Source organism: Bradyrhizobium sp. IC4060 (genome assembly GCF_020193715.1).
GTDB lineage: Bacteria > Pseudomonadota > Alphaproteobacteria > Rhizobiales > Xanthobacteraceae > Bradyrhizobium > Bradyrhizobium yuanmingense.
The window spans coordinates 1-22,570 of the sequence record NZ_JADYVJ010000014.1; the positions used below are offsets into that span (position 1 = coordinate 1).

Below are 22,570 nucleotides of genomic sequence, written 5' to 3' on the forward strand. Positions count from 1 at the left end.
GAAAAGAAAAAGGGGGATAGAAGAAAGAGGCAGGAACCCGCTTGCCCCCGGCCCCGCCGCTCTGTATACGCGCGGTCGGTGTCCCCGAGGCACCCGTCCAGTGCGGGCCACCATACTGATCCTTATGAAGGAATGCACGCGCCGTCATGAGCCGCCTCGTGATGAAATTCGGCGGCACGTCCGTCGCCAACATCGAACGTATCCGCAACGTCGCACGCCATGTGAAGCGTGAGGTCGATGCCGGCCACGAAGTGGCCGTGGTCGTCTCGGCGATGGCCGGCAAGACCAACGAGCTGGTCGCCTGGTGCACCGAGGCCTCGCCGATGCACGACGCGCGCGAATATGACGCCGTGGTCGCCTCGGGCGAACAGGTGACGTCCGGCCTTCTTGCCATCGTGCTCCAGGGCATGGGCATCCAAGCCCGCTCGTGGCAGGGCTGGCAGATCCCGATCAAGACCAGCGACGCCCATGCCTCGGCCCGGATCGAGGACATCGACGGCAGCGAGATCATCAAGCGCTTCAAGGACCGAAAGGAGGTCGCGGTCATCGCCGGCTTCCAGGGCATCAACCCCGAGACGGGTCGCATCACCACGCTCGGCCGTGGCGGCTCCGACACCTCGGCCGTGGCGATCGCCGCCGCCGTCAAGGCCGACCGCTGCGACATCTACACCGACGTCGACGGCGTCTACACCACCGACCCGCGAATCGTGCCGAAGGCCAAGAGGCTCGACAAGATCGCATTCGAAGACATGCTGGAACTGGCCTCGCAGGGCGCCAAGGTGCTCCAGGTCCGCTCGGTGGAACTCGGCATGGTCCACAACATGCCGATCTTCGTCCGCTCGAGCTTCGATAAGCCCGAGGATATCGACCCGCATGCCAACCAGCCGCCCGGCACGCTGATCTGCAGCGAGGAGGAGATCATGGAAAGCCACGTCGTCACCGGTATCGCCTTCTCCAAGGACGAGGCTCAGATCTCGGTGCGCCAGATCGAGGACAAGCCCGGCGTTGCGGCCTCGATCTTCGGCCCGCTGGCTGATGCCAATATCAACGTCGACATGATCGTGCAGAATGTGTCCGAGGACGGCAAGACCACCGACCTCACCTTCACCGTGCCGGCCGCCGACTTCACCCGCGCCAAGGATACGATTACCGCAGCCAAGGCCAAGATCGGCTATGCGCGGCTCGATACCGCCACCGATGTCGCCAAGATCTCGGTGATCGGCAGCGGCATGCGCAGCCATGCCGGCGTCGCCGCCCAGGCGTTCTCGGCGCTCGCCGGGCGGAACATCAACATTCGGGCCATTACAACCTCCGAGATCAAATTTTCGATCTTGATCGATACCGCCTATACCGAGCTTGCGGTGCGCACCTTGCATACGCTCTACGGTCTCGATCAGACCTGACGGTCTTTCCGGAAAACCGCTTCGCACTTTTCCGGACAGTGCCAAAAGGCTAATTTTCTCTTAGCGGTCGCAGCAAACGCGAAGGTGTACACACCTTCGCGTTTGGCAGGCGTTTTGCTTGGCAAAACAAGCCTCAATTCGCTATACGGCGGACAGGGTGGGCTGCCGCAGACTGTGTCCCAGTTCAGGCGGCGCTGATTCGGTACGAGCACTCAATCTCCCGTGGATTTGGGCTTGTGCCTGCGCCGGACAAACAATTTGATTGTTTTTCTGGAATTTTGGTCCAGCCGCCGGCCGATATCGCCGGGCCCGGCCGATGGAGGAGATTGACGGTTCATGCGGAGCGCGTCGGGAGGTCCCCGCGTCTTGTTGAGACGGCTCCGCGAGACCATGGCGGAGCAGGTCTCGGCCCAGGAGCGGCTGGACAAGATCGTGGTGCTGATCGCCGCCAACATGGTGGCCGAGGTGTGCTCGGTCTATGTGCTGCGCATCGACAATACGCTCGAGCTCTACGCCACCGAAGGTCTCAACCGCGAGGCGGTGCACCACACCGTGCTCAGCGCCCATGAGGGCCTGGTCGGCCTCGTCGCCAGCGAGGCGACGCCGCTCAATTTGAGCGACGCGCAGAGCCACCCGGCGTTCTCGTTCCGGCCCGAGACCGGCGAAGAAATCTACCATTCCTTCCTCGGCGTGCCGATCCTGCGCGCCGGCAACACGCTCGGCGTGCTGGTGGTGCAGAATCGCGCCAAGCGCAATTATGTCGAGGAGGAGCTCGAGGCGCTCCAGACCACCGCGATGGTGCTGGCCGAGCTGATCGCCTCCGGCGAACTCTCCGCGCTGGCGCAGCCGGGCCAGGAGCCGGCGGCGCGCCATTCGGCGCAGAAAGTCGGTGCCATCCTGTCGGAGGGCATCGCGCTCGGCCATGTCGTGCTGCACGAGCCGCGCGTCGTCATCAAGGACTACATCGCCGAAGACCTGCCGAAGGAGATCAAGCGGCTCGATACTGCGCTCGCCAAGCTGCGTGCCGATCTCGACCGCATGCTGGAGCGCGGCGACGTCGCCGAAGGCGGCGAGCACCGTGAGGTGCTTGAAGCCTATCGCATGTTCGCCAACGACCAGGGCTGGTCGCACAAGCTGCACGAGGCGGTCGCGACCGGCCTCACCGCGGAAGCCGCGGTCGAGCGCGTCCAGTCGGACACCCGCGCGCGCATGCTGCGCTCGACCGACCCCTATTTGCGCGACCGGCTGCACGATCTGGAAGACCTCGGCTACCGCCTGATGCGGCAGCTGGTCGGCCAGGATCATGCGCCCTCGCGCGAGCAGCTGCCCGACAACGCCATCGTCATCGCCCGCGCGATGGGCCCGGCGGCGCTGCTCGACTACGACCGCAAGCGCCTGCGCGGCATCGTGCTGGAGGAAGGCACCGCGAACTCGCACGTCTCGATCGTGGCGCGGGCGCTGGGCATCCCTGCGGTCGGCGAGGTGCCGAACGCGCCTGGAATCGCCGATCCCGGCGACGCCATCATCGTCGACGGCACCTCGGGCTCGATCTATGTGCGCCCGTCGCAGGAGATCGAGGCGGCCTTCGCCGAGCGCGTGCGCTTCCGCGCCCGCCGCCAGGCGCAGTACCTGGCGCTGCGCGACCGGCCCTGCGTCACCAGGGACGGCCAGAAGGTCGAGCTGATGATCAACGCAGGTCTTGCGATCGACCTGCCGCATATCGAGGACACCGGCAGTGCCGGCATCGGCCTGTTCCGCACCGAGCTGCAATTCATGGTCGGTCAGAGCCTGCCGCGCACCAGCGACCAGCTCGCGCTCTATCGCACCGTGCTCGATGCCGCCGGACCTAAGCCCGTCACCTTCCGCACGCTCGATATCGGCGGCGACAAGGCGCTGCCCTATATGGAAGCGGTGATCGAGGAAAACCCCGCGCTCGGCTGGCGCGCGATCCGGCTCGGGCTCGATCGTCCCGGCCTGTTGCGCGGCCAAATCCGCGCGCTGCTGCGCGCCGGCGGCGGCCGCGCGCTGCGCATCATGTTCCCGATGATCTCGGAGGTCGCCGAATTCGACTCGGCCAAGGCGCTGGTCGAGCGCGAGCTCACATACCTCCGCCAGCACGGCCACACGCTGCCTGAACGAATCGACATCGGCACCATGGTCGAGGTGCCCGCCCTACTCTACCAGCTCGACGAGCTATTGAAGAAGGTCGATTTCATCTCGGTCGGCTCCAACGATCTGTTCCAGTTCCTGTTCGCGGTCGACCGCGGCAACGCCAAGGTCTCCGAGCGCTTCGACACCATGTCGGCGCCGATCATGCGCGCCTTGCGTGACATCGCGCGCAAGGCGCACGCGGCGCAGAAGTCGCTCTCGCTGTGCGGCGAGATGGCCTCCAAGCCGATCGGCGCACTGGCGCTGATTGCGCTGGGCTACCGCTCGCTCTCGCTCTCGGCGACCGCGCTCGGCCCGGTCAAGGCGATGGTGCTCGACCTCGACGCCAAGAAGGCCGAAGCGATGCTGGGCCCTCTGCTGGATGCGCCTGCGGGCAGCGTCTCGATCCGGCAGAAGTTGACGGAATTTGCCGAGGCCGAGGGCCTTGCGTTGTAGCGGGCCTGTCGCCAGCTTCCCGCCGCCCTCGCCTCCTTCCGCACTTTGAGACAGAACCGATGTCGTCACTTCCCGAAGCCAAACTGGACGTCCTGCTCGCGCATCACGCTTCGCTCGAGGCCGAATCGCTCGGACAGCTCGCCTCCGAGCGTTACGTGCAGATCACGCGCGAGCTCGCCGAGCTCACGCCCCTGATCGAGGCGGTGAAGTCCTATCGCGCCGCCGTCAAGGAGCTCGCCGACACCGACGCGTTGATCGCCGATGCCGCCACCGATGCCGAGATGCGCGGCATGGCGGAAGCCGAACGCGACGAGCTCGCGCCGAAAATCGAGGAACTGGTCCAGAAGATCCGCGTCGCGCTCCTGCCCAAGGACGCCATGGACGACCGCAACGTCATGCTGGAAATCCGCGCCGGCACCGGCGGCGACGAGGCTTCGCTGTTCGCCGGCGACCTGTTCCGGATGTACGAGCGCTTCGCCAGCTTGCAGGGCTGGAAGGTCGAGGTGATCTCCGCCAGTGAAGGCACCGTCGGCGGCTACAAGGAAATCATCGCCGAGATCCAGGGCCGCGGCGCATTCTCCAAGCTGAAATTTGAATCCGGCGTGCACCGCGTGCAGCGCGTGCCCGACACCGAGACGCAGGGGCGCATCCACACCTCCGCCGCGACGGTCGCCGTGCTGCCCGAGGTCGAGGACGTCGACGTGGACATCAAGAACGACGACCTGCGCATCGAAACCATGCGCGCAGGGGGCGCCGGTGGCCAGCACGTCAACAAGACGGAATCGGCGATCCGCATCACCCACATCCCGACCGGCATCGTGGTGATGATGCAGGACAGCCGCTCGCAGCACAAGAATCGCGCCTCCGCCATGAACATCCTGCGCTCGCGCATCTATGACGCCGAGCGGCAACGCGTCGAGGCGGCGCGCTCGGCCGAGCGCAAGGAGAAGGTCGGCTCCGGCGACCGCTCCGAGCGCATCCGCACCTACAATTTTCCGCAAGGACGCGTCACCGATCATCGCATCAACCTCACGCTCTACAAGCTGCCGCAGGTGATCGCGGGTGAAGCGCTCGGCGAACTGATCGACGCACTGACGACGGAGCACCAGGCCGCACAGCTCGCTGCGCAAGGCGCGGCGGCCTGAGGCGTGAGCAACCCCTTCACCGGACAATCCATCGAGAGCGCGCGGCGGGCGCTGGCTGCGCAACTGAGATCGGCACGGCTCGACGAAGCCGAGCTCGACGCGCGCATCCTGATCAGTGCGGCACTCGGCCTCGACCTCACCAGCCTGGTCACGCAGGCGGCCCGTCTCCTGACCGCGGCCGAAGCATCGCGGCTCACGCAACATGCACAGCGCCGCATCGCCGGCGAGCCGGTGTCGCGCATTCTCGGGACGCGCGAATTCTGGGGCTTGCCGTTCCGCCTGTCGGAAGCAACCCTGGTGCCGCGCCCCGATACCGAGACCGTGGTCGAGCTTGCGCTCGAGATTCTCCGCGAGCGGCAGGCATCTCACCCGCCGCGGATCGCCGACATCGGCACCGGCTCGGGCGCGATCCTGCTCGCGCTGTTGCACGAAATCCCCGATGCGTTCGGCGTCGGTACCGATCTCAGCCAGAACGCGCTCATGACCGCCAGGGACAATGCCGCGGCGCTGGGACTCGCCGACCGCGCCGCCTTCGTCGCCTGCTCCTACGCCGCGGCGCTCGGTGGCCCGTTCGACCTCATCGTGTCGAATCCGCCCTATATTCCCTCGGCTGAAATTCCGAAATTGAGCGTCGAGGTGCGCGAGCACGACCCGCATCTGGCGCTCGACGGCGGCAATGACGGATACGACGCCTATCGCGCCCTGATCCCGCAGGCGAGCGAGCGGCTCGCCCCCGGCGGCGCCCTGGTCGTCGAGGCCGGACAGGGCCAGGCCCAAAATATTGAAACCTTGATGAGGGCCGCCGCGTTATCGCTGGACAGGTCACCCAAGGCCGACTTGGCGGGCATTCCGCGGGCCGTTTCGGCCCGAAAAATGCCCCCATAAAAGCCCGATTGGCCTGCAAAAACCACTTGGAATATCCCGTGGGAACGACTACGTTCCGGTCAACACATCGGTGCCGGCCCCGTAGACCTACGGGCGAAAGCCGGGCTCTCGGGCGAGAGCTTTACTGATTGAAGGTTCCAAGCCGCAGGTCCTGTTGAGCGCGATGGCCCGTGGAGCTGCGCTGCTCTCTCCGACCGCAAGTGAACGAAAGCCTGATATTGCGCTTGAACACTTACGCAAGAAAGCTGGGCTTGTTTCGGCAGGCGAAATGAATGGGTTCGCTGGCAATGGATGCTGGCGGGTGGGGAACGCGTCTTTGTTGAACGCGACGGTCGACGAACATCGGCAGGGTTGGATCCGCTTTTGCGCGGTGCGCGCAAGACATGTGAGCCACTGTCACCAGGTCACTCCTAGCAATCAGTAATGCGTGCAACCTTTAGGGCTGGAATTGAAGGCAGGACATGAGAAACGGTCAGAACAAGCAGCGGATGCGCAACCGCAACAACAATAACAACAACAACCGGCGCGGCCAGAACCCGATGACCCGGGTCTACGAATCCAACGGACCCGACATCAAGATTCGCGGCACTGCTTCGCACATCGCCGAAAAGTATCTCCAGCTTGCACGTGACGCGCGCTCCTCCGGCGATCCCGTTGCAGCCGAGAACTACTACCAGCACGCCGAGCATTATTTCCGCCTGATCGCGGCGGCTCAGGAGCAGTTCCGTCAGAACCAGCAGCCGCGCGGCGATGAGCCCATCGCCAGCAGCGACGAGGGCGAGGACGACGGTGAGAATTTCTCGGCCTTCGGCCAGGAGCCCGGCTTCGTCCCGCAGCCCCAGCCGCAGCCCTTCATGCGCGACCGCGACGGCCAACGCGATCATCACCAGCGTGATCACCAGCCGCGCGACAACCAGCCGCCCTATCAGCGCGACAATCAGCAGCCGCGCGAGCACCGCGAACGCGATCACCGTCCGCAGCCGCAATATCAGCCGCAACCCGCCAACCAGCCGCAGCCTGTCATCGCCGATGGCGGCGTCGACCGCCTACCCTCCTTCATCACCGGCGCGCAGCCGCAGGTGAACGGCAATCAGGGCGGCTTCGAGGGCGGCGGTGGCGGCGAGCGCTATCCGCGCCGGCGGCGCCGGCCGCATGGCCCGCGCCCGGAGCGTGAAGCCGCTCCGGTCGCTTCCAGCGACGAAGTCGCCCCGGGCGAGTAAGCTCTTCTGACTTTCCGACTCGAATCGTCCCGGCCTCGCCGGGACGATTTGCTTTTGATGCTGTGCGTTGGCCGGGCACAGGCCCACCTCTCCCGAAGGGAGAGGTGAAGCTAACTGCGCGTCACCGTCGTCGAGGATGGCACCAGCACGGGCTTGGCGAGCGAGGGAATCAGCCGCGCCCGCTCGCGCTTGGCGGGGATCGCGCGGTAGACCTGCTTGGTCGCCTCCACGATGTGGACGCCGGCAAAGGGCAGTGACAGCGCGGCACCGGCACGTTCCCACATCTGGGCCGATTTCAACACCCAGCCGCCGGCGTAAGGTGGCATGAACAGTGCCTCGCCCCAAGCGGTCGGCGTGAACCAGGTCTGGCGCAACAGCTCGGTGATCTGCGAGCGCGAATAGGGCCGGCCATGGCCGAACGGCGTGCTGTCGGTGCGGGTCCACACCCCACGCCGGTTCGGGATCACGGCGATGACGCGCCCAGAGGGCGACAGCACGCGCCACACCTCGCGCAGCAATGCGGCCGGATCGTCCGACATCTCCAGCGCGTGCACCAGGAGAATTCGGTCGACCGCGGCGTCGGGAAGCGGCAGCGAGAACTCATCCACCAGCGAGGCCAGCGCGGGCCGTCCCGTCGGCCATTTCAGGACACCCTGCGCCGCCGGCATGAAGGCGAGGCAGCGCTCGGCGTCCTCGCGGAACAACCCCAGATAGGGTGTGGGATAGCCGACGCCGAGCACGCGCTGGCCCTCGGCGCTGGGCCAACGCTCCCTGATGCCGCGATTGATCATTTGCCGCGCCACGATGCCGAGGCGGCGGGAATAGAACTCGCGGAGGTCGACGACGTCGATGGTCATGACCGCAATGTAACATGCGCCAGGGCGCCGCTGCGCGCGGAATATTGCATTGCCTGCGCAACGTTAACGCCATATTTGTCTGGCGGGGCTGAGCGCGATGGAGATGACATGGCCGCCGAAATTCGTACTTTCAACTGTTTAAACGACAATTTCGGTTATCTGATCCACGATGTGGAAACCAAAGCGACGGCCTCGATCGACGCGCCGGAGGCCGGCCCGATCCTCAAGGCCCTGGAGCGCGAGGGCTGGCAGCTCACCGACATCCTGATCACCCATCATCATGGCGATCATGTCGGCGGGGTCGCCGAGCTCAAGCAGAAATACAATTGCCGCGTCGTCGCGCCGCACGACAAGACCACGAAAATCGCCAACGTCGACCAACGCGTCGCCAATGCCGACGTGGTCAAGATCGGCAATCTGCTGGCGCGTGTCGTGGAGACGCCCGGCCACACGCTCGACCACATCTCCTACGTGTTCGACAATGAGAAGACGGTGTTCGCCGCCGACACGCTGTTCTCGATCGGCTGCGGCCGCGTGTTCGAGGGCACCTATCCGATGATGTGGGATTCGCTGCTGAAGCTGCGCGCCCTGCCCGACGACTTCAAGCTCTATTGCGGCCACGAATATACGGCCTCCAACGTCAAGTTCGCGCTCACGATCGAGCCGGACAACGCGGCGCTGCAGGCGCGCGCCGCGGAGGTGACAAAGCTGCGCGCCGAGAACAAGCCGACCATTCCCTCGCTGCTCGGCGAGGAGAAGCGCGCCAACGTGTTCCTGCGCGCCGATGAGCCGGCGGTCGCGGCCAGGCTGCATATGAAGGGCGCGGATCCGGCTGCGGTGTTCGGCGAGCTGCGCGAGCGCAAGAACAAGTCCTGAAGCACACATCCCGACGAGGATCGATGCCGACCGCAGCCGAGATCATCGCACGCCTCGAGCTCCGCCCGCATCCGGAAGGCGGACATTATCGCGAGACGTTTCGCGACCAGAGCACGGACGCCAACGGGCGTTCGCGCTCGACGCTGATCTACTTCCTGCTCGCGCGCGGCGAGCGTTCGCACTGGCATCGCGTCGATGCGGTGGAGACGTGGCACTATTACGCCGGCAGCCCCTTGACGCTGCGCATCGCCCATGACGGCTGCTCGCAGCACGAGGTGCGGCTCGGCGCCGACCTCGGCGGCGGTGAGCGGCCGCAGGCGATCGTGCCTGCGCTGGCCTGGCAGATGGCGGAAACCACCGGCGAGTGGACGCTGGTCGGCTGCACCGTGGCGCCCGCATTCGAGTTCGCAGGCTTCGAGCTCGCGCCGTCCGGCTGGGAGCCGTAGCTCCGCTCCAATCATCGCTTCCGCAGCACCATGTCCTTGGCCGCGATCAGGCCGCCCCCGGCAATGAGGATCGCAGCAAGGGCGATGTTGGCGCTGGCCTTGGCGAAACCGGCAGCGATGAGGAATCCCGTCGAGAGCAATGGCGTCGCGTAGGAGGCGGCGCCGAGCACACGGATGTCACCGCGCTTCATGCCGATGTCCCAGGCGTAGAACGCGGCACCGACCGGGCCGATGCCGAGTGCGATGACCGAGAGCCATTGCACCGTGGTCTCCGGCCAGACCGTGGCTTCAAGCAGGCCATGCATCAGCGCGGCCAATATTGCCGTGGCAAGACAGAAGCCCGCGACCGCATCGGTCGGCACCGCTTTCAACCGGCGCGACAGCACCGAATAGGTCGCCCAGACGAACGCCGCGATGAAGGCCGCGATGAGACCGGGCACAGCTCCAGGCGCAAAACCGCTGGTGTTGCCGGCGAACAGCAGCACCGTGCCGACGAGGCCGAGCACGGCGCCGATGATGTGGTGCGCCGCCAGCCGCTCGCCCGGCAGGAAGGACGAGAACAGCACGATCAAGAGCGGCCACAGGTAATTCAGAAGGCCGGCTTCCGCCGGCGGGGCGAAGCGCAGCGCGAGGAAATACAGCGCGTGATAGCCAAACAGGCCGCCGACGCCGACGATCCAGACGGCGAGCGGTTGCCGCAAGCTTCTCGCCGCCTCGCTCCGCCCGATCCAGGTGAGCAGGCCGACGACACCGCCGATCGCGAAGGTCATCGCAGCGAGCTGAAACGCCGGGATCTTTCCGGTCGCCACCGTCATCACCGACAGCAGCGACCACATCAGGATCGCGGTCAGACCGATCAGCGTGGCAGTACGGGGAGTCATTGGCCCAATGTTTCCGTCATGGCCGGGCTTGTCCCGGCCATCCACGTTCTTCCGTGGCGACGGCTGTTGTAAGGCCGTGGATGCCCGGGACAAGCCCGGGCATGACGATGTGGACAATATCAGCCTGCGTGATGCGATCGCATCACACCATGTACTGGCCGCCGTTGACCGACAGCGTCGAGCCGGTGATGGCGCCGGCCTCATCCGCGGCGAGGAACACGACGGCCCGCGCGATCTCTTCGGGCTCGCCGAGACGGCCGATCGGAATCAGCGGCAGGATCGCCTTCTCCAGCACGTCCTTCGGCACTGCCTGCACCATCTCGGTATTGATGTAGCCGGGACAGATCGCATTCACGGTGATGCCGCCCTTGGCGTTCTCCAGCGCCAGGGCCTTGGTGAAACCGATCTCGCCGGCTTTCGCTGCGGAGTAGTTGACCTGTCCGAACTGCCCCTTCTGGCCGTTGATCGAGGAAATGTTGATGATGCGACCGAACTTGCGCCCGCGCATGCCTTCGATCACCTGGCGCGACATGTTGAACAGCGAGCCGAGATTGGTGTTGATGACGGCGTTCCACTGCTCAAGCGTCATCTTGTGGAAGGCACCGTCCTTGGTGATGCCGGCATTGTTGACCAGCACGTCGACCGGGCCGACCTCGGCCTCGACCTTCTTCACGCCCTCGGCGCAGGCCTCGAAACTGCTGACGTCCCACTTGTAAACCGCAATGCCGGTCTCGGCCTTGAATTTCTCCGCGGCAGCGTCGTTGCCGGCATAGCTCGCCGCAACCTTGTAGCCGGCGGCCTTCAGCGCCTTGCTGATCGCAGCACCGATGCCCCGCGTACCACCCGTCACCAATGCAACACGTGCCATGTCGTATTCCTTCCCTCTTCCTTGGACGCTTCGGACTTTTCTGACGTGATCGCTTTTTAGCTACGGATTATGCGGTTGGTTTGACGGACATCAAGAACAAAACGCCCGGCATCGAGCCGGGCGTTTTTCTTTAGTCGAGGCTTGTCGGGTTGCGAAGAATATTTGATTTGCAACCGCTGCCTTTTTAGTCGCGTGCAACGCACGCGCTGACGTGTGCGGCGCACCCGTCAGCTGCGCGTAAGATCAGTCGCGCGCCACACACATGGCGATACCCATGCCGCCGCCGATGCACAGCGTGGCCAAGCCCTTCTTCGAATCGCGCTTCTGCATTTCGTGCAGCAGCGTCACCAGCACGCGTGCGCCGGACGCGCCGACCGGATGGCCGATCGCGATCGCACCGCCGTTGACGTTGACCTTGGAGGTATCCCAGCCGAGGTCCTTGTTGACCGCGCAGGCCTGTGCCGCGAAGGCTTCGTTGGCCTCGATCAAATCGAGATCGCCGACGCTCCAGCCGGCCTTCTTCAGCGCGGCGCGCGAGGCCGGGATCGGGCCCGAGCCCATGATCTTCGGATCGACGCCGGCCTGCGCCCAGGACACGATCCGCGCCAGCGGCTTCTTGCCTTCCTTGGCGGCCTGCTTGGCGGTCATCAGCACCACGGCGGCAGCGCCGTCGTTGATGCCCGAGGCCGAGCCCGCGGTCACCGTGCCATCCTTCTCGAAGGCGGGCTTGAGCTTGGCCATCGCGTCGAGCGTGGCGCCATGGCGCGGATATTCGTCGGCGCTGACGACGACGTCGCCCTTGCGGGTCTTGATGGTGACGGGGACGATCTCGTCGTTGAACTTGCCGGCCTTCTGCGCCGCCTCGGCCTTCTGCTGCGAGGCCACGGCGAACTCGTCCTGCTGGGCGCGGGTGATCTGCCATTGCCGCGCGACGTTCTCGGCGGTGTTGCCCATGTGGTAGCCGTTGAAGGCATCCCACAGGCCGTCCTTGATCATGGTGTCGACCAGCTCGAGGCCGCCCATCTTCACGCCGCCGCGCAGATGCTGGGCGTGCGGGGCCATGCTCATCGATTCCTGCCCGCCGGCGACCACGATCTCGGAATCGCCGTTGAGCAGCGCCTGGTAGCCGAGCGCAACCGTGCGCAGGCCCGAGCCGCACAGCTGATTGACGCCCCAAGCCGGGCTCTCCACCGGAATGCCGGCGCCGATCGACGCCTGGCGGGCCGGGTTCTGGCCTTGGGCGGCGGTCAGGATCTGACCCATGATCACTTCGGAGACCCGGCCGGGCTCGATGCCGGCGCGCTCCAGCGCGGCCTTGATGGCAACGGCGCCGAGGTCATGGGCGGGAAGGGTCGCGAACGCTCCGTTGAAGCTTCCGACCGGGGTGCGGGCGGCGCTGACGATGACGACATCGTCTGACATGGGCATCTCCTGGGGCTTGAGGTTCTTGTGAAGGGGGCAGGCGGGCTGGAAAGCGATCGCCAGTCTCGTCAGCCATCCTGTTAACGTCGTTGAGGCATGTCAATCGGCCGGGGCCCGAATTCATACCGCAGCGCATTCAAAATAGCGTTCTTGGCGTTTTCGCAAGCAGGATTTTGCTCTGCAATTAACCGTGCCGCACAAAACGGTAGCGTGAGCCCTTTGAAAATGCTTATTTTGTTGCGTTGCGTACTCTTCCCGCCCTGCGGCATTGCCCGACAGGTTCCCGTTCTCCGCGTTTGCAAGTGAGAGCCCATGGCGAAATCAGACCAACCCACCACAATCAAGAAATACGCGAACCGCCGGCTCTATAACACCGGAACGAGCACCTATGTGACGCTCGAAGACCTCGCCGCGATGGTCAAGGACGGCGAAGACTTCCTGGTCTATGACGCCAAGACCGGCGACGACATCACCCGCTCCGTGCTCGCCCAGATCATCTTCGAGCAGGAGAACAAGGCCGGCCAGAACCTGTTGCCGACCACCTTCCTTCGCCAGCTGATCCGCTTCTATGGCGACAGCATGCAGATGGTGGTGCCGAAATATCTGGAGCAGTCGATCGCGACCCTGACCCAGGAGCAGGAGAAGTTCCGCAAACAGATCGCCAATACGCTGTCCGGCACTCCTTTTGCTCCGTTGGAAGAGCAAGTCCGCCGCAACATGGAGCTGTTCCAGCAGACCTTCTCGATGTTCAAGCCGTTCGCAGCGCCTCGTCCGGCGGCCACGCCCGAGCCGGAGCCCGATGCGAATGCCGAGGCGCCGAAGGACAGCAACATCGACGAGCTGCGCCAGCAGATGAAGGAAATGCAGGAGCGCCTCGAGCGGATGTCGAAGAAGGACGAATAGTCTTTCATTCGCGCCGGCCCCTGTACGCGGGAGGGCGAGCCACGTCTGACCGAAGCAACCATTGGGACCATGTCTACGCCACGAAGGGCGAGGCCGAGGTCAGCTGGTATCAGGATAGCCCCGCGATCTCGCTCGCGATGATTCGCGCAGCCGGCTCCGATCGCGACACGACCATCATCGATGTCGGCGGCGGCGCATCGCGCCTGGTCGATGCGCTGTTGCAGGACGGCTATCGCGACATCGCCGTGCTGGATCTTTCTGCCAATGCGCTCGCGGCGGCGAAGAAGCGCATCGGTCCGGCCGCTTCGACGGTCGACTGGATCGTCGCCGATGCCACGACGTGGCGTCCGACCAGGACCTACGATGTCTGGCACGATCGCGCAGCGTTTCACTTCCTGACTGACCCGCGCGACAAGGTCGCTTACGTGGAGCGCCTGCGGTCGGCGGTCAGACCTGGCGGCCACGTCATCATTGCGACGTTTGCACCCGACGGTCCCGAGAAATGCAGCGGCCTGCCGGTGCAGCGCCATGACAGCGCCAGCCTTGCGGCGGAGCTCGGGCCGGAATTTAAACTGGTCGAGACGCGCAGCGAGACGCACCACACGCCGTGGCATTCGACGCAGGCGTTTCAGTTCAGCCGGTTTCGGCGGCAGAAATAGTTCTCGTCATGGCCGGGCTTGACCCGGCCATCCACGTCTTGACGCGCGACGCGAAGAACGTGGATCCCCGGGACAAGCCCGGGCATGACGACAGAGACTCCGGATCAAGCCGCCATCTTCATCGCATGCGCAAAGTCCCAGTAGAGCTTGCGCGCCTTGGCGTAGAACGGGCCCGGCTTCAGCTCGCGCTCGTCGATGCGGATCACGGGCGCGACCTTGGCGAAATTGCCGGTCGAAAAGATCTCGTCGGCGGTCAGGAAATCGGCGTAGCGCAGCGTCTTCTCGACCACGGTGACGCCGTCGGCGCGAAGCAGGCTGATGACGCGCTGGCGCGTGATGCCGTTGAGGAAGGTGCCGTTCGGCACCGGCGTGAACACCACGCCATCCCTGGCCATGAACACGTTGGAATTGCCGAACTCGGCGACGTTGCCGAGCATGTCGAGCATCAGCGCGTTCTGGAAGCCGCGCGACGCAGCTTCGGCGAGTGCGCGCGAATTGTTCGGGTAGAGGCACGCGGCCTTGGCTTCGACCGGCGCGCATTCGGCCGTCGGCCTACGAAACGGCGACAAGGTGATCGCGTTGCCGACGGGCTTTGGCATCGGCGCTTCGTAGATGCACAGGCACCAATTGGTGGTCTCGGGGTCGAACAGCACGCCGCCGCCGCTTCCGTTCTGCGCCCAGTACATCGGACGGATATAGAGCTCGGCATTTCCGGCAAAGCGCGCGATGCCTTCGTTCGCGAGCGTCAGCCAGGTGTCGGTATCGACCACCGGCTTCAGGCCGAAACTGATCGCGGATTGATTGGCGCGGGCGACGTGACGATCGAGATCCGGTGCGACGCCCTCGAAAGCGCGAGCGCCGTCGAACACGATCGAGCCGAGCCAGGCCGCATGCGTGCGCGGCCCCATGATCGGCACGTTGCCCTCGTGCCATTTGCCCTCGAAGAAGGTCCAGCTCGGCGAGTAGTCGATGGGCTTCTTGATCTCGGCCATGACCGGCCTCCTTTTCGAACGATCCGGCACTATTGTCCCAATTTCTAAACGATTTGCTGCGAGGAAATGGTGAGTTACCCTCTCCCCTTGTGGGAGAGGGTGGCTCGCCGCGTAGCGGCGAGACGGGTGAGGGGTATCCATCCGCGAACTCACCTGCGGAGAAAACCCCTCATCCGGCGCTGCGCGCCACCTTCTCCCACAAGGGGAGAAGGAAGAATCCATGCCGCTCGATCCGCTCGCAAAGCGTTTGTTGACCATGATGGCTGCGGCTGCGCCGCAGGCGCGGAGCCGGCCGAGTGTGGAGGTGCGGCGGCAATCGCTGGCAAAGCTGATGCAGTTCGCCCGGGCCGAGGCGCCGGATGTGACGATATCCGACGGCAAGCTGCCCGGTCCCGGCGGCGAGCTGCCCTATCGCCTCTACACGCCGGCAGACACTGAAGCGCCCGCACCGGGCTTCGTGTTCTTTCATGGCGGCGGGCTCGTCGCCGGCAGCATTGCGACGCACGAGCGCATCGCGGCCGCGTTGGCGCATGCCACCGGCTGCCGCCTCGTGTCGGTCGACTACCGGCTCGCGCCGGAGCACCGATTCCCCGCTGCGGTCGAAGATGCGATCGCCGCCACCGAATGGGTGGCGCGCGAGGCCGCATCGCTCGGCATCGACGCCAATCGCCTGGTGATCGGCGGCGATTCCGCCGGCGCCACACTCGCAGCCATCGTGTGCCAGGAGGCGGCGCAGACCGCCGGCCTCTCCATCGCCGCGCAGTGCCTGATCTGCCCGGTGCTGGATTTCGAGGAAACCTCGCCTTCGCGCGAGGCCTTTGCCGAGGGCCATCTGATCGATCGCGCCACGATCGAAGCCGATCTTTCCGATTATCTGCCTGACGGCATCGATACCGCCGATCCCCGCGTCTCTCCCTTGCGCGCAACACGCCTCACGGGCCTGCCGACCGCAATCATCCACACCGCCGAATATGACCCGATGCGTGACGAGGGCAATGCCTATGCCCGCAAGCTGCTCGCCGCGGGGGTCGCGGTCGAGCATGTCTGCCACGATGGCATGGTTCACAATTTCCACGCCATGGGCGCAATCCTGCCGCAGGCACAGCTCGTGCTGTCGCAAATCGGCGAACAGGTGCGGCGCGCGGTGAAGACCTGACAGCGTCAATCATACGCGCGCGCCGATCACCGCGCGCGCCGCCGCGACATATTCCGGCCAGTGCGCTTCCGCATAATGCTCCGCCTGCCATGCGCAGGTGCGGTCGGGCGCATGCGCCGCCGCAATCGTGCGCGCGAAACGTTCCTCCGCAACAGTCGCCTTGCCGGGCTCGGCTATGGGTGCAGCAGCCACCGCAGCACCGGGAGTAACGGCAAGCCCCGCCAGACCGGTGAGCAGGATGCGGCGTGACGTGTTCATGGCTGTCTCCTCCATTCTTCGGCCTGCACTGTGGCGGGCGAGTGTGTCAGTGCGATCACGCCAGGGTAACCGCGCACATCCGCGCCGTCCATCGCTTGCGGATAGCGCTTGACCAAGCGCGCGATCACGTTCCATCTAACAACGGTTCCACCCTCAAATCGCCACGCGTCGGATCGTCACGTGCCTCTTCGCAGCCAATCCCGTCGTGCGTTGCGCGCTGCCGCGGCGGGACTGCTGTGTCTCGCGGTCCCGGCAGGCGGCGCCTTCGCCGCCGACGATGAGGAGGAAAAGCCGGCGGTCCCGAACATCTATCTCGATCTCCGCACCATCCATGCGACGATCCCCGCAGGCACGCTCGCGCTCGGCTTCGGCAACACCTCTCTGTCAGCCGCATTCCAAGCCCTGGCGGCGCAACGACGCACGTCGCTGCCGAATGGACTGCCGGCCGCGAAATCGATTGCGATCGACCTGCCGCTGACCGTCGACGTCAGCGACCGCGTTTCGCTCTACGGCGGCGTATCCGGCACGACGACGGATATCGGCGGCGGCTGGTCGTCCTTCGACATCACGAGCTGGAACATCGGCGTGCAGGCCGATCTCTACCAGCAGAATGGCGGGAAGATCCCGACCATCACGCTGCAATCGACCCTGACGCAGTCGGTGCCCAACGAGCAGGGCATGACGAACTCCTTCAACAACATCGTGGAATTCGACTACGCGGTCGACGAGGACGAGACACGGGGCTGGCTCGCCGGCCTGCAATACACCACCGTCACCATCGCCAGCCCGTTCGCCACGATCCGGCCGAATACAATCCTCTATGCCGGCGGCTACTATCAATGGCCGAGCAACTGGAAGTTCACCGGGCGCCTCGGCATGCAGTCGTTCGGCGGCGCGCAGCTCGCGGGCCGGACGCTCGCGGAATCCTTCACCCAGCCTGTCCTGCGGCTCGACCTCGATCGCATGGACGACAACGACAACCGCCTGTTCGGCATCACCGCGCAGATCGCCTGGATGCCGAAGCCGTCCTATCAGGTCACGTTGCGCACACCGCTCTACGCCGTGCGCAACTAGTCAGGCACCGGCACGTCGAAGGTGTTGAGCGTGACCGAGACCATGCAGTAGACGCCGACGAGATAGGACAGCTCGGCCGCGCCGTGCTCGCCGAATTCCTTCACCGCCGCACGCCAAGTCAGCTCCGGCAGCACGCCGCCGCTGACCAGTGCCGAAGCCATGTCGTAGGCGACGGCTTCCTGCTTGGTGAGGTCCACCGGCCGCTGGCCGGCAACGATGGTCGCGAGCTTCTCGTCGGAGAGGCCACGCTGCTCGGCCACCAGCACATGAGCGTAGAGCTCGTAACCGGAGCGGAAATGCGAGCCGGTGACGAGGATCGCGACCTCGCGTACGGCCGCGGGCAGCAGCGGGTTCGACGCAATCGCCTTGACCAGCTCCCACACCGGCTTGCCGAAGCGCGGCTCGCGGATCCAGGGATTCCAGGGCCCGAGCAGCGCGCCGTCCTCGCGCATGTTCACAAAACCCTTGAAGTGGTCCTTCATGCCGGCCCGCATGTCGTCATAGAGCGGCTTCTGTTCGTCGGTCAGCTCTTTCGGATCGAGAATGGGAAGGCGCACGGTAGGGTCTCCTCGTTGAGAAGACGCAACCGTCACCTGCGTGCCTGCGCAAGGCAAGTGAAGTTGCCGTGACGACCGTGCGATTTCGCAAATGCCAGGCAGATCTCGGCTATGACGCCGTGGGGCTTGGCACGCTTTGGGGATTGACGACGTCGTCGACGTCCAGCGTCAGTGGCTCACCTGTGGCGAGGAACGACGACAGCGCCGCCTCGAACGGCGTCGGATCTATGCCGCGCGCTTTCAGCCAGCCCGGCTCGTAATAGGTCTGCCGGTAGCGCTCGCCGGAATCGCAGATCAGCGTCACCAGCGATCCCGTGACGCTCGCCTGGCGCATCTCCGAGGCGAGCCGGCACAGCGCCAGGAAGTTGGTGCCGGTGGAGCCGCCGACCGCACGGCGCAGCCGTCGCGACAGCACGTTCATCGCCGCGACCGTTGCCGCATCCGGGATCTTCATCATGCGATCGACCACGCCGGGCACGAAGGACGGCTCGCAGCGGGGACGACCGACGCCCTCGATCAGCGACGGGCGGTCGCAAACACGGGAGCGGTCCTGCGTGCGGAAGCAATCGAAGAACGCGGAATGCTCGACATCGGCGACGCACAGCCGGGTCGGATATTGCCGATACCGCAGATAACGTCCGATGGTGGCCGACGTGCCACCGGTGCCGGCGCCCATCACGATCCAGTCCGGAATCGGCCGCGGCTCGCCTCCCAATTGCGTGAAGATCGATTCGGCAATGTTGTTGTTGCCGCGCCAGTCGGTGGCGCGCTCGGCGAAGGTGAACTGGTCTATGTAATGGCCGTTCAGGCGGCCGGCGAGCGCGGCGGCTTCCGCATAGAGCGCGCGGCCGTCGTCGATCAAATGGCAATGGCCGCCATAATGCTCGATCGCGGCGATCTTCTCCGCCGAGGTCGTGCGCGGCATCACGGCGTAGAAGGGCACGCCGATCATCTCTGCGAAATAAGCCTCCGACACCGCGGTCGATCCCGACGAGGCCTCGACCACGGGCGTGCCTTCGCGGATGTGGCCGTTGCAGAGCGCATAGAGGAACAGCGAGCGCGCGAGGCGATGCTTCAGGCTGCCGGTCGGATGCGTGGATTCATCCTTCAGATAGATGTCGATGCCCGATAGCGCCGGCACGATCAGCCGGATCAGATGCGTGTCGGCGGTGCGGCACTGGTCGGCCTCGATCGCGGCCACGGCCTCGTCGACCCAGCCGCGCCGATAGGCCGGCCCGGCCGGATTGTGCTGGCGGAAGGGGAATGTCTGCATCGGGCGAATCTCTCATGATGCGGATAGCGCATCAATAGCTGCGCCTAAAATTCCAGCGGCGCGTTATCGACGACTTCCTTCATCACGAAGAAGGTCCGGGTCTGGCGCACGCCGGGGAGCGCGATCAGCTGCTCGCCGTGGATGCGGTTGAAATCCTCCATGTCGCCGACGCGGATCTTGAGGAAGTAATCGAAATCGCCGGCGACGAGATGGCAGTCGAGCACGAATTTCAGCTTTGCAACGGCCTGCTCGAAGGTGGCAAAGCTTTCCGGCGTCGAGCGGTCGAGCACGACCCCGACCATCACCAGCGTGCCCTTTGCCACCTTCTTCGGCGCGACCATGGCGCGGACATTGGCGATGAAGCCGTCCTCGAACAGGCGCTGGGTGCGACGATGGCAGGTGGCGGGGCTGATCGCGACCGTTTCGGCCAGCTCGGCGTTGCTGAGCCGACCGTTATTCTGAAGCAATCTCAATATCTTGAGGTCGGTGCGGTCGAGCCGGGCAGCCATGAAAGAAACTTCCGTAAGAAAATGCTGTTCTGGAAGGAATATTAGCTATCGCCGCAACTTTCGCAAGAAATTGCGCAACATGGCCGCAATATTCGAGAGCACATTTTCCCGACGCGATGCTAGGGAGCCGCCAACACCAACGCCAATCGGGATTGACCCATGAAGCTGGACAAATTTCCGCGCTATCCTTTGACCTTCGGCCCGACGCCCATCGAGAAGCTGGAGCGCTTGTCGAAACATCTCGGCGGCCAAGTCGAGGTCTATGCCAAGCGCGAGGACTGCAATTCCGGCCTCGCCTATGGCGGCAACAAGCTGCGCAAGCTCGAATACATTATCCCCGATGCGATCGCCTCCAATGCCGATACGCTGGTCTCAATCGGCGGCGTGCAATCGAACCACACCCGCATGATCGCGGCGGTCGCGGCCAAGCTCGGCATGAAATGCCGCCTGGTGCAGGAAGCCTGGGTGCCGCACGAGGACGCGGTGTATGACCGCGTCGGCAACATCATGCTCTCGCGCATCATGGGCGCCGACGTGCGCCTGGTCGACGACGGCTTCGATATCGGCATCCGCAAGAGCTGGGAGCAGGCGATCGAGGAAGTGAAGGCGGCGGGCGGCAAGCCTTACGCCATTCCCGCCGGTGCCTCCGTGCATAAGTTCGGCGGCCTCGGCTATGTCGGCTTTGCCGAGGAGGTGCGCAAGCAGGAAGCCGAGCTCGGCTTCAAGTTCGACTACATCGTCGTCTGCACCGTCACCGGCTCCACCCATGCCGGCATGCTGGTCGGGTTTGCGGCGGACGGCCGTGCGCGAAAAGTCATCGGTATTGATGCGTCGTTCACGCCGGCACAGACCAAGGCCCAGGTGCTCGAGATCGCGCAGAACACGGCAAAGCTCGTCGAGCTCGGCAAGGACCTCGTCACTGACGACGTCGTGCTGATCGAGGACTACGCCTATCCCGCCTATGGTGTGCCATCGGAGGAGACCAAGGAGGCGATCCGCCTCACCGCGCGCCTCGAAGGCATGATCACCGACCCCGTCTATGAGGGCAAGTCGATGCAGGGCCTGATCGATCTCGCCAAGAAGGGCTATTTCGAGAAGGGCGCGAAGATCCTCTATGCCCATCTTGGCGGCGCGCCGGCGCTGAACGGATATGCGTATGCGTTCAGGAATGGGTGAGTGAGAGCGTAGCGCACTCGCACGTCATACACTGCTGTCGTCCCGGGGCGCGACGAAGTCGCGAGCCCGGGACCCATACGCCGCAGCAATCGTTTTGCGAGGACTGGCAGTTGCCAGCCTGCCGTCATCACACCGGCCTGTGGTTATGGATCCCGGATTGCATGTTGTTGGCGCCTTCCTGATGGAAGGTCAGACGCCGGCGGGACCTCGCGGTCCCGGAAGATCGTAACGATCGTGCAGATCTTGAGGCCCGCCGGCGCTTCTGGGTCCGGGCACGAACGGTAGAGAGGGCTATTCGCCCGTTTGCAATCCAGTGCTCGCTCCGGACCCATCGAGGATGATGGAGGTCGGTATGAACGGCAAGCGGGTAATTGGTGTCGACGTTGGCAAATCCTGGCTCGATGCGGCGGTTGAAGGTTGTCACCGCGTGCGACGGTACGACAACGATGCGGCCGGCATCGCGGCTCTGATCGAACATTTTGACCCGGCGCGGGATGTCGTGGTGTTCGAGCGCACCGGCGGTTGGGAACGGAACCTGGAGGCGGCGCTGGCGGAGAGGGCCATCACGTGGTCCGTCGTTCACTCGCAAGGCGTGAGGGCCTTCCGCCAGGCACAAGGGATCAAGGCAAAAACGGATCGGATCGACGCGCAGCTGCTGCGTGGCTATGGCCGCGACCGGCTCGATGCCGGCAAGCTGCGGCCTGGGCACAGGGAGGACGTGACGCTGGATTGCTTGATGGCGCGACAGCGGCAGCTCAAGGCCATGCGGCACGCGGAGAGTTGCCGCCTAGCCACCGCGGCGCTGGAAGCAGTCCGCAGTTCTATTGAGCGTATGATTGCCGCTCTTGACGCGGCACTCGCCGCAATCGCGGCCGAGCTTGCCCGACACGAGAAAGAGCACACGGATTTGGTCTTCAAAGAGGAGATTCTGTGTGGCCAAATTGGTGTTGCCGAACAGACCGCCCGCGGCATCCTGGCGGAGTTGCCCGAACTCGGCAGGCTCGACCGCAAGGCAGTTACCGCGCTCGGCGGGTTGGCTCCGCGCGTCCATGAGAGCGGGAGCATTCGCAAGCGCCGCGGGCTGGCGCCCGGGCGTACGTCCATCAAGGTGATCCTGTTCAACCCGGCGCGTACGGTGATGCGGTTCGACCCTCAGATTAAGGAGTTTTGCGGTCGGCTGCGGGCACGGGGCAAGCCCGGCAAGGTGATTATGGTGGCGGTAATGCGCAAGATGCTGGTGCGGCTGAATGCCCAAATGCGGGACGCAATGGCCCAGGCTTCAACCGGAGCTGCGGTTCAGTGAGGCGTCGATCATGGCAGCTCCTTGCGGCAGCGAGCGCAGGCCGTCAAGGCTGGCCGCAGGCCACCGCCGCAAGGCGGGGCGAAGCCGCCTTGACTGCCGAGCA

22 protein-coding genes are annotated in these 22,570 nt (G+C 64.9%); 13 read left to right on the forward strand and 9 right to left on the reverse strand.

What is annotated here, in order from left to right:
• The first annotated feature begins 146 nt into the window (after nucleotides 1–146).
• From I6F16_RS31585 to I6F16_RS31605, 5 genes are all read left to right on the forward strand, one after another.
• The gene (locus I6F16_RS31585) at nucleotides 147–1,403 is read left to right on the forward strand and encodes an aspartate kinase (RefSeq protein WP_225113767.1); all 1,257 of its coding nucleotides are present in this window, start codon (nucleotides 147–149) and stop codon (nucleotides 1,401–1,403) included.
• Nucleotides 1,404–1,739: 336 nt separating this feature from the next.
• Nucleotides 1,740–4,007: a phosphoenolpyruvate--protein phosphotransferase gene (gene ptsP, locus I6F16_RS31590; RefSeq protein ID WP_036014720.1), complete on the forward strand. Its 2,268-nt coding sequence runs from the start codon at nucleotides 1,740–1,742 to the stop codon at nucleotides 4,005–4,007.
• Nucleotides 4,008–4,066: 59 nt separating this feature from the next.
• Nucleotides 4,067–5,152: a peptide chain release factor 1 gene (prfA, locus tag I6F16_RS31595; RefSeq protein ID WP_225113766.1), complete on the forward strand. Its 1,086-nt coding sequence runs from the start codon at nucleotides 4,067–4,069 to the stop codon at nucleotides 5,150–5,152.
• Between the two features lie 3 nt (nucleotides 5,153–5,155).
• Nucleotides 5,156–6,037 carry a peptide chain release factor N(5)-glutamine methyltransferase gene (prmC, locus tag I6F16_RS31600; protein ID WP_225113765.1) on the forward strand — a complete coding sequence of 294 codons (882 nt, stop codon included), beginning with the start codon at nucleotides 5,156–5,158 and terminating at the stop codon, nucleotides 6,035–6,037.
• Nucleotides 6,038–6,498: 461 nt separating this feature from the next.
• Nucleotides 6,499–7,257: a DUF4167 domain-containing protein gene (locus I6F16_RS31605; protein ID WP_036042629.1), complete on the forward strand. Its 759-nt coding sequence runs from the start codon at nucleotides 6,499–6,501 to the stop codon at nucleotides 7,255–7,257.
• A 110-nt stretch (nucleotides 7,258–7,367) separates the two neighbouring features.
• On the opposite strand, the gene I6F16_RS31610 is transcribed toward I6F16_RS31605, so the two are convergent.
• Nucleotides 7,368–8,114 (reverse strand): methyltransferase domain-containing protein, encoded by a 747-nt coding sequence (locus I6F16_RS31610; protein WP_036014737.1) that lies wholly within the window; start codon nucleotides 8,112–8,114, stop codon nucleotides 7,368–7,370.
• A gap of 108 nt (nucleotides 8,115–8,222) precedes the next feature.
• Here I6F16_RS31610 and gloB point away from each other — a divergent pair, with 108 nt between their 5' ends.
• Complete coding sequence (gloB, locus tag I6F16_RS31615) at nucleotides 8,223–8,990, forward strand: hydroxyacylglutathione hydrolase (RefSeq protein WP_225113764.1); 768 nt, start codon at nucleotides 8,223–8,225, stop codon at nucleotides 8,988–8,990.
• A gap of 23 nt (nucleotides 8,991–9,013) precedes the next feature.
• Nucleotides 9,014–9,436 (forward strand): cupin domain-containing protein, encoded by a 423-nt coding sequence (locus I6F16_RS31620; protein ID WP_057030161.1) that lies wholly within the window; start codon nucleotides 9,014–9,016, stop codon nucleotides 9,434–9,436.
• An 11-nt stretch (nucleotides 9,437–9,447) separates the two neighbouring features.
• Here I6F16_RS31620 and I6F16_RS31625 read toward each other — a convergent pair whose 3' ends face one another.
• The 3 genes from I6F16_RS31625 to I6F16_RS31635 form a co-directional block, all read right to left on the reverse strand.
• Nucleotides 9,448–10,317, reverse strand: a complete 870-nt coding sequence (locus tag I6F16_RS31625; protein WP_057030162.1) for an EamA family transporter — start codon at nucleotides 10,315–10,317, stop codon at nucleotides 9,448–9,450.
• 142 nt (nucleotides 10,318–10,459) lie between these two features.
• On the reverse strand, nucleotides 10,460–11,185 hold the full coding sequence (gene phbB, locus I6F16_RS31630) for an acetoacetyl-CoA reductase (RefSeq protein WP_036014745.1): 726 nt from the start codon (nucleotides 11,183–11,185) through the stop codon (nucleotides 10,460–10,462).
• A gap of 243 nt (nucleotides 11,186–11,428) precedes the next feature.
• The gene (locus tag I6F16_RS31635; RefSeq protein WP_036026194.1) at nucleotides 11,429–12,607 is read right to left on the reverse strand and encodes an acetyl-CoA C-acetyltransferase; all 1,179 of its coding nucleotides are present in this window, start codon (nucleotides 12,605–12,607) and stop codon (nucleotides 11,429–11,431) included.
• A 312-nt stretch (nucleotides 12,608–12,919) separates the two neighbouring features.
• Between I6F16_RS31635 and phaR the strand changes: the two genes are divergently transcribed.
• Nucleotides 12,920–13,510: a polyhydroxyalkanoate synthesis repressor PhaR gene (gene phaR, locus I6F16_RS31640; RefSeq protein ID WP_027577426.1), complete on the forward strand. Its 591-nt coding sequence runs from the start codon at nucleotides 12,920–12,922 to the stop codon at nucleotides 13,508–13,510.
• Nucleotides 13,511–13,647: 137 nt separating this feature from the next.
• Entirely contained in the window at nucleotides 13,648–14,169 is a 522-nt protein-coding gene (locus I6F16_RS31645) for a class I SAM-dependent methyltransferase (RefSeq protein ID WP_225174282.1), read from the forward strand.
• A gap of 104 nt (nucleotides 14,170–14,273) precedes the next feature.
• Here the strand turns inward: I6F16_RS31645 and I6F16_RS31650 are convergent, their stop codons facing one another.
• Nucleotides 14,274–15,161: a branched-chain amino acid aminotransferase gene (locus I6F16_RS31650; RefSeq protein ID WP_225113763.1), complete on the reverse strand. Its 888-nt coding sequence runs from the start codon at nucleotides 15,159–15,161 to the stop codon at nucleotides 14,274–14,276.
• A 220-nt stretch (nucleotides 15,162–15,381) separates the two neighbouring features.
• Between I6F16_RS31650 and I6F16_RS31655 the strand changes: the two genes are divergently transcribed.
• Entirely contained in the window at nucleotides 15,382–16,317 is a 936-nt protein-coding gene (locus I6F16_RS31655; RefSeq protein WP_225113762.1) for an alpha/beta hydrolase, read from the forward strand.
• Nucleotides 16,318–16,326: 9 nt separating this feature from the next.
• Here I6F16_RS31655 and I6F16_RS31660 read toward each other — a convergent pair whose 3' ends face one another.
• Entirely contained in the window at nucleotides 16,327–16,575 is a 249-nt protein-coding gene (locus tag I6F16_RS31660; protein ID WP_036014770.1) for a hypothetical protein, read from the reverse strand.
• A 210-nt stretch (nucleotides 16,576–16,785) separates the two neighbouring features.
• On the opposite strand from I6F16_RS31660, the gene I6F16_RS31665 reads away from it, so the two are divergent.
• Nucleotides 16,786–17,649, forward strand: a complete 864-nt coding sequence (locus I6F16_RS31665; protein WP_249785676.1) for a hypothetical protein — start codon at nucleotides 16,786–16,788, stop codon at nucleotides 17,647–17,649.
• Here the strand turns inward: I6F16_RS31665 and I6F16_RS31670 are convergent.
• The 3 genes from I6F16_RS31670 to I6F16_RS31680 form a co-directional block, all read right to left on the reverse strand.
• On the reverse strand, nucleotides 17,646–18,206 hold the full coding sequence (locus I6F16_RS31670) for a carboxymuconolactone decarboxylase family protein (protein WP_036014759.1): 561 nt from the start codon (nucleotides 18,204–18,206) through the stop codon (nucleotides 17,646–17,648). The two genes, I6F16_RS31665 and I6F16_RS31670, sit on opposite strands and share 4 nt — an antisense overlap.
• A gap of 109 nt (nucleotides 18,207–18,315) precedes the next feature.
• Nucleotides 18,316–19,479 (reverse strand): PLP-dependent cysteine synthase family protein, encoded by a 1,164-nt coding sequence (locus tag I6F16_RS31675; RefSeq protein WP_225113760.1) that lies wholly within the window; start codon nucleotides 19,477–19,479, stop codon nucleotides 18,316–18,318.
• 44 nt (nucleotides 19,480–19,523) lie between these two features.
• Nucleotides 19,524–19,988: an Lrp/AsnC family transcriptional regulator gene (locus I6F16_RS31680; RefSeq protein ID WP_057030169.1), complete on the reverse strand. Its 465-nt coding sequence runs from the start codon at nucleotides 19,986–19,988 to the stop codon at nucleotides 19,524–19,526.
• A 159-nt stretch (nucleotides 19,989–20,147) separates the two neighbouring features.
• On the opposite strand from I6F16_RS31680, the gene I6F16_RS31685 reads away from it, so the two are divergent.
• Complete coding sequence (locus I6F16_RS31685; RefSeq protein WP_036014767.1) at nucleotides 20,148–21,164, forward strand: 1-aminocyclopropane-1-carboxylate deaminase; 1,017 nt, start codon at nucleotides 20,148–20,150, stop codon at nucleotides 21,162–21,164.
• A 352-nt stretch (nucleotides 21,165–21,516) separates the two neighbouring features.
• Nucleotides 21,517–22,467: a transposase gene (locus I6F16_RS31690; protein ID WP_225113758.1), complete on the forward strand. Its 951-nt coding sequence runs from the start codon at nucleotides 21,517–21,519 to the stop codon at nucleotides 22,465–22,467.
• Nucleotides 22,468–22,570: the final 103 nt, after the last annotated feature.